Below are 6,319 nucleotides of genomic sequence, written 5' to 3' on the forward strand. Positions count from 1 at the left end.
CAGGCTTTGCATCTTGCTCGCTACTAATACCCAATTTAAATGCATGACAGCTTACACAATCCAACATCCTACCTTAAGACAAATGTTGTTCACATCGCTGAAAAATATAGCGCAGCAACCCTAAAATCTCGTCGAGATGAGCAATTCCATAGAGTAATGTTTCATACACCTCACCTTCAGTTGTTAACTTATAAAACCGCCAACCATCTCCATTGGTAACGATTCCAAATACATCAATCTCCTGCTCGCGTTGGCGATTTTGCCAGGAACAGGCTTGCATTTCTACTAAACACTGAGCTAATCCTTGCTCAAAGTCATCTTTTTTCGCTTCAACAATACAGAGATAAGGGGTTTCAATATAAGCCTTACGTTCAGTAATCAAGTAATCAACATTTCCTGTGGTTATATCAGAGTCTAGAGCCGCCCCTTTCCATATTTTCAACTTCTTATAGGGTTGTATAGCTTCTTCGCAAATTGCATCAATCACTATTTTTTTAGATTCTTCATATTTTTGTAAGTCAAAACATTGTAATCTAGCCCAGCGTTCTTGGAAAAAGGGACTGGGTGCAACAGGTTGGCTGTCAACGTGCCAGAGTAATAATTCAGTTAGGCTTAATTGCTTGAAGGCTTCTTTTGTATTAAAGCTAGCAAAGTTTTTTTTCTTTCGCTTTTTGGCATTTGACGACATGTCACGCCTTCCTGGTTAAAAAATACGCCGAAAAGGACTTATAGCTGGGGGTGAGGGTTTTAGCTTAGAGTGAATAGCACGCTCAGATGAGGCTGGTGGGCAATGCCCACCCTACCTTTTGTGCTATTCGTTCACCTCGGAGACAGAGAAATCAGCAAAATCGACATACACATCTTTCGGAGTTGCCCAAGAGGGATCACCGCCACCAAAAAAGGTGGAGAAAAATATGCCATCAATTTTCAATTCTTCAACGGTGCGGAATGTCAATCCTTGCTCCTCTAGAACCATGTTTCCATCCAACCAAACTTTAACCTGACCATTGGCTTGACCCGGTTCATTGAGAACAACCTCCTGCTCAATATGATGCCAAGTTCCAGGGATAAATTGCCAATTCCCCCGACCAATTGATGTGCCGTATTCGTCACTGGTGGGCAGATAGGCATACAGTTCCCCATCACCATTGCGTCTCCACATGAAGCGTGTCGAAAACCCATCGGTTCCATCAGGAGTTTTCCCGCCACTAGCACCGTCACCGCCATAAAGTCCTGGCAATTTCCCCCCCTTCACAAAGTCAAAATCGTCGGAAAAACGAACATAATAACTCAAGCGCAGGGAATCTTTAGCGGGTAAACCTAAATCCGCATAAAACTGCGTACCTCCTAACGGGGCATCATTTTTTCGAGAAACCGTAGGGCTAGCTGAACCCGCCGGATAGTTAACTCGCAGCACCATCTCAAATCTGCCGTCGGCATCTTTAATCACTTCACTATTTTCTAAACCCCATTGTTTCTCACTTTTAAACTGCCAAGATTGCTGCCAATCTGTTGCGGCAAAGCTATCTGACCAAAGGGGGGTAACATCAGCGTTAGAGGCTACATCTTGACTGGTCTCAGTTGGATTGGTTAAAGCAGAGGAGGACTCCATTTCATTTGAAGCAGTTTGAGCGCAACTATTCAGCATGATGACTAAAAAAGCTGCGCTTACGCATTGAACTGAAGCGGTTAGATACTTAAATTTGGTTGACATGGGTTTGGCTTAAACGTGGGGAATAGTGTAGAGTTTTGATCATCTTTATCTTGATGCACCTCAACCATCCAATTTAATCCTTAAGCTCGGCTTTTGTCAGCCCTTGCCGTTGAGTAGAGGGCGACCCGAGCAAATTGATTGGATATCGTTGTTAATTTGTGCAAGCGGGTCGCCCCTACACGGTTCCCACTGGGTCTTTATTTCACCCATGAGCAGCGCCATCGCGACGGTGGGGGAGGTACTCATTAAATACGTCTTTCGTCTCCCCCTGTTCCCAGACGTGCCATGGCACGTCTGGAACATTAATCATTCCCTTACTGGGGTTCAAGGCGCAATACTGCCATAAATGCTTCCTGAGGCACATCAACTGTACCTAAGGATTTCATCCGCTTTTTCCCTTTTGCCTGCTTCTGCAACAATTTTTTCTTGCGGCTAATATCCCCGCCGTAACATTTAGCGAGTACGTCTTTCCGTAGTGCGGGGATATGTTCACTGGCAATCACCCGACTACCAATCGAGGCTTGCAGGGGAATTTTGAATTGGTGACGGGGAATTAATTCCCGGAGTTTTTCCACTAACGCCCGACCAACAGAGTAAGCTTTATCCCGGTGAACAATCATTGCCAGGGAATCAACCGGCTCACCATTAATTAACACATCAAGGCGGACAAGAGTGTTTTCCCGATACCCAATAAGCTGATATTCCATACTGGCATAACCGCGCGATCGCGACTTGAGTTGATCAAAAAAGTCAGTCACGACTTCCGCCAGAGGTAATTCATACACCAAGGTGGTTCGCCCTTGGGTTAAATACCGCATATCTTTAAACTCACCTCGCCGCGTTTGGCACAGTTCCATCAGCGTCCCCACATAAGTTTCTGGGGTAATCATCTCGATGCGACAGTATGGTTCTTCAATTTTATCCCGCTGCTGGGGTGGAGGGAGTAAGCTGGGGTTGTCGATTTCCAACACCTCCCCATCCATATTCGTGACTCGATAGACCACTGATGGGGCGGTAATGATTAAATCTAAATCATACTCCCGTTCTAATCGCTCCTGGACAATTTCCATGTGTAGTAAGCCCAAGAAACCACAGCGGAAACCAAACCCCATGGCGCTAGAAGTTTCTGGCTCATAGTTTAGAGCAGAATCATTGAGCTTGAGACGGTTGAGGGCTTCGCGTAAATCTTCGTACTGATCCGCATCGGTGGGGAATAAGCCACAGAACACCATGGGTTTGGCTTCCTTGTAACCGGGTAAGGCGCTATCGGCGGGTTCTGCGGCTAGGGTAATTGTATCGCCGACACGGGCATCTTCTACCGTTTTAATCGCCGCTGCTATGTATCCTACTTCTCCGGCGTGCAGTTGCTCAACCTGGATTTGTGTTGGTGACAATACACCCAGTTCATCAATTTCATATTCTTTTTTGGATGCCATCAGGCGAACTTTATCCCCGGTTTTGACTGTACCATCCATCACCCGGAAATAGATAATGACACCTCGGTAGGGGTCATAGTAACTATCAAAAATCAAGGCTCGCAGGGGCTGATTGATGGTGTCTTGGGGAGGAGGAACCAAATGCACGATAGATTCTAAAATCTCATTGATACCAATCCCCTCCTTTGCCGATGCCAGGATGGCTCCGCTACAATCAAGACCGATGATCTCTTCAATTTCTGAGATCACTCGTTCCGGTTCGGCTCCTGGGAGGTCAATCTTATTCAGAACTGGAATAATTTCCAGGTCATGCTCTAAGGCTAAATAAACATTTGCCAGAGTCTGAGCTTCAACCCCCTGAGAGGCGTCTACCACGAGCAATGCGCCCTCGCAAGCGATAAGCGATCGCGAGACTTCATAAGAGAAATCCACATGACCCGGGGTGTCAATCAAATTAAGAACGTATTGCTCACCATCTTGCCCCTTATAGTTCATGCGAGCGGCTTGCAGTTTAATGGTAATCCCGCGCTCCCGTTCCAATTCCATGTTGTCCAGGAACTGTTCCTTCATCTGGCGATCGCTCACCGTACCGGTTGTCTGTAAGAGGCGATCGGCTAAAGTGGATTTACCATGATCAATATGAGCAATGATGGAAAAATTGCGAATGCGAGAGACAGGAACATCAGTCATAGAATTATCGGGTGACAAAAAAAATCGGCAACAGGGAATGGATGGCTCTTAATGTATTTTAATGTTTCTTGCCAAAATGGGGACAATACTCCTGATACTCTAACTCTAGAGAACCTTTTGGGGCTAAGTACGTCACCAATCTCAGGTGGCAAGAGAGCGAGTTGTCGTAAAATGTAGTGTAGGGGAACACCAAAACGCTGACCATGAATAATCATGCCGTCCATCGAGAGCATTCAACAGACAAGGAAGAAATATCTATCCTGATGGATGCTCAACTGTTAGACCAAATCAAACACTTAACCAATGATCCGTCTAAGGTGATAGAAACAGCCATTCGTCAATGGCTAAGAGGAGAGCGCGATCGCGATGATGAGCTAACCCGCACCTTGAGACGAAATCCACCCGTACCGCCACGAGGCGAATGGAACGATTGAGAGCCAAGAGGTTCGTCACTTTATTCTTTCGCCTGAGGCTCCAGGGCGTTAAGGGGTTGCATTTATGTCTGTCTTGGTGCGAGCGCTAATCCTTTCGCTGCTTGTAGTTTCCAGGTTTCTTGTAGATGATTGCTCCTGCTGATTTTCACCATCCTCAATTCGGGTATACCACTATGCAATCTACTACTGCACAAGGCAAGTCAAGCTTTTTGCAGGAGTTAGAGGTTGAACTGATGTGTAGCCAAGATGCATCAGGTCAGTATCACTCCTTTTATTGGCGACAGGCCGAGCAGTATGATTTAACTCAAGAACAGGTTATTGGGGTTCCCCTCAACCAAACCTTTCATCCCATTGCTCTAGATGCTTATCGGGATCGAATCCAGCGGATTCTAGACAACCGCACCCCAGAACGCTGTATCCACGACTTCTGTTATGGCGATCACGTTTTTCCCTTTGAACTGGTGATCAGCCCCATTTTACAAGCAGACGGTCAGGCGACTCAGGTTTGGGTGATTGGTCATCTTTTACCTGAGGGTTCGGTACAAAAAGTGATCGATTCGCTGGTGCCGTTAAGTGTCGATCCCAATCAAAAACTACTCACCCAAATTGCCCGCCGGATTCGCCGGACGTTAGACTTAGATACAATCTGGCAACAAACGGTAGACAGTCTAGGGAAAGCCCTACAAGTCAGTCGCTGTATTATCTGTTCCTACAAACCCGATTACACGGATGTCAAGGTGGAAGCAGAGTATCGCCAAGACTCATTAGAGGAAATGTTGGGGATGACGCTGGAACTGGAGTCGGAACTGATAATGAAACAAGCGATGTGGAGTTCCGAACCTGTTGTAGTTGACCAAATCGCCCCCAGTCGGTTTCAGGAAAAATCCCTGCTGGTGGTTTCCACGTCCTATAAAGATGAACCCAATGGATTAATTAGTTTACAACAGTGCGATCGCTACCGTTGCTGGAGTGATGCAGAAATTGAGCTAGTCCGGGAGTTAGCTGAACAAGTAGGAACCGCGATCGCTCATGGTACGCTCTATAAAGAACTGGAATTGGCGAGAGAACAAGCCGAAGAAGTGTCCCGCCTCAAGAGTGAATTTCTTGCCAGCACCTCTCACGAATTGCGGACGCCCCTAAATGGGATGATTGGCTTTCTCAAGCTGATTCTGGAAGGGATGGCGGATGACCCCGAAGAACAGCGAGAGTTTATTCAGGAAGCCCATAATAGTGCCTTACATCTGCTCAACATCATCAACGATATCTTAGATATCGCCAAGATTGAAGCCGGAAAAATGGAGCTGGAGTTTAGTCCAGTTGAGTTAGAGTATCTGTTCAATAAGGTCTATGATTTTACCGCGCAGCAAGCCCATCACAAGAATTTGAGCTTCACCCTGGAAATTCCCGCCGTTTACGATGGCATTGTTATGTATGGGAACTATCAACGGCTGCTACAGGTGATGCTAAACCTGGTGGGGAATGCGATCAAATTCACCGATGAAGGGGGAATTACCATCAGCGCCGAAGTGATTCGCAAGAAAGTCCATTTTCAAGGACAGGAATTTCCTGGACATGTGAAAGTACGGGTAGCGGATACGGGAATTGGGGTTTCCTTGGATAAGCAAGACAAACTCTTCCAATCCTTTAGCCAGGTGCATGGTGGACTCAATCGTCCTTACGGGGGAACCGGGTTAGGGTTAGCTATTTCCCAAAAGCTAGTGGAAACCATGGGCGGTGTCGTACATTTCTTCAGCATGGGGGAAAACTTAGGTTCAACTGTGACATTTACTGTTCCCCTTTATCAAGAACCCGTGATGGTGTCGCGCACAGATTGAGCAAAAGGCGAGGCATGCTAGTGCAGCGTCGTAGAAATAGCCTACAGATATAGCAGTAGACACATCGATTAGGACTTTCCGAACTGTTGTTCCAGACATTGCATGCAACGTCTCTACCATAGGATGCGTCCTAACCACTATGGCGATTACTATATCAGGGGGTAGTTGGTGGATTGCGATCGCATCAACTACGTCTAAGTACCTAGACAT

At 46.4% G+C, this 6,319-nt stretch carries 5 protein-coding genes; 2 read left to right on the top strand and 3 right to left on the bottom strand.

Annotated features, from left to right (window positions below; all coding sequences use genetic code 11):
• Positions 1-73: 73 nt before the first annotated feature.
• The 3 genes from ACLFWI_RS24870 to lepA form a co-directional block, all read right to left on the bottom strand.
• Positions 74-688 (bottom strand): hypothetical protein, encoded by a 615-nt coding sequence (locus ACLFWI_RS24870; RefSeq protein ID WP_446415149.1) that lies wholly within the window; start codon positions 686-688, stop codon positions 74-76.
• Between the two features lie 123 nt (positions 689-811).
• Positions 812-1,714, bottom strand: a complete 903-nt coding sequence (locus ACLFWI_RS24875; RefSeq protein WP_446415150.1) for a polysaccharide lyase — start codon at positions 1,712-1,714, stop codon at positions 812-814.
• A gap of 314 nt (positions 1,715-2,028) precedes the next feature.
• Positions 2,029-3,840 carry a translation elongation factor 4 gene (gene lepA / locus ACLFWI_RS24880; protein WP_446415151.1) on the bottom strand — a complete coding sequence of 604 codons (1,812 nt, stop codon included), beginning with the start codon at positions 3,838-3,840 and terminating at the stop codon, positions 2,029-2,031.
• A 203-nt stretch (positions 3,841-4,043) separates the two neighbouring features.
• On the opposite strand from lepA, the gene ACLFWI_RS24885 reads away from it, so the two are divergent.
• Both ACLFWI_RS24885 and ACLFWI_RS24890 read left to right on the top strand, forming a co-directional pair.
• Positions 4,044-4,274: a hypothetical protein gene (locus ACLFWI_RS24885; RefSeq protein ID WP_446375385.1), complete on the top strand. Its 231-nt coding sequence runs from the start codon at positions 4,044-4,046 to the stop codon at positions 4,272-4,274.
• A gap of 125 nt (positions 4,275-4,399) precedes the next feature.
• On the top strand, positions 4,400-6,109 hold the full coding sequence (locus ACLFWI_RS24890) for an ATP-binding protein (RefSeq protein WP_446415152.1): 1,710 nt from the start codon (positions 4,400-4,402) through the stop codon (positions 6,107-6,109).
• Positions 6,110-6,319: the final 210 nt, after the last annotated feature.

The organism is Coleofasciculus sp. (assembly GCF_046539235.1).
Classification (GTDB): Bacteria; Cyanobacteriota; Cyanobacteriia; order Cyanobacteriales; family Coleofasciculaceae; genus Coleofasciculus.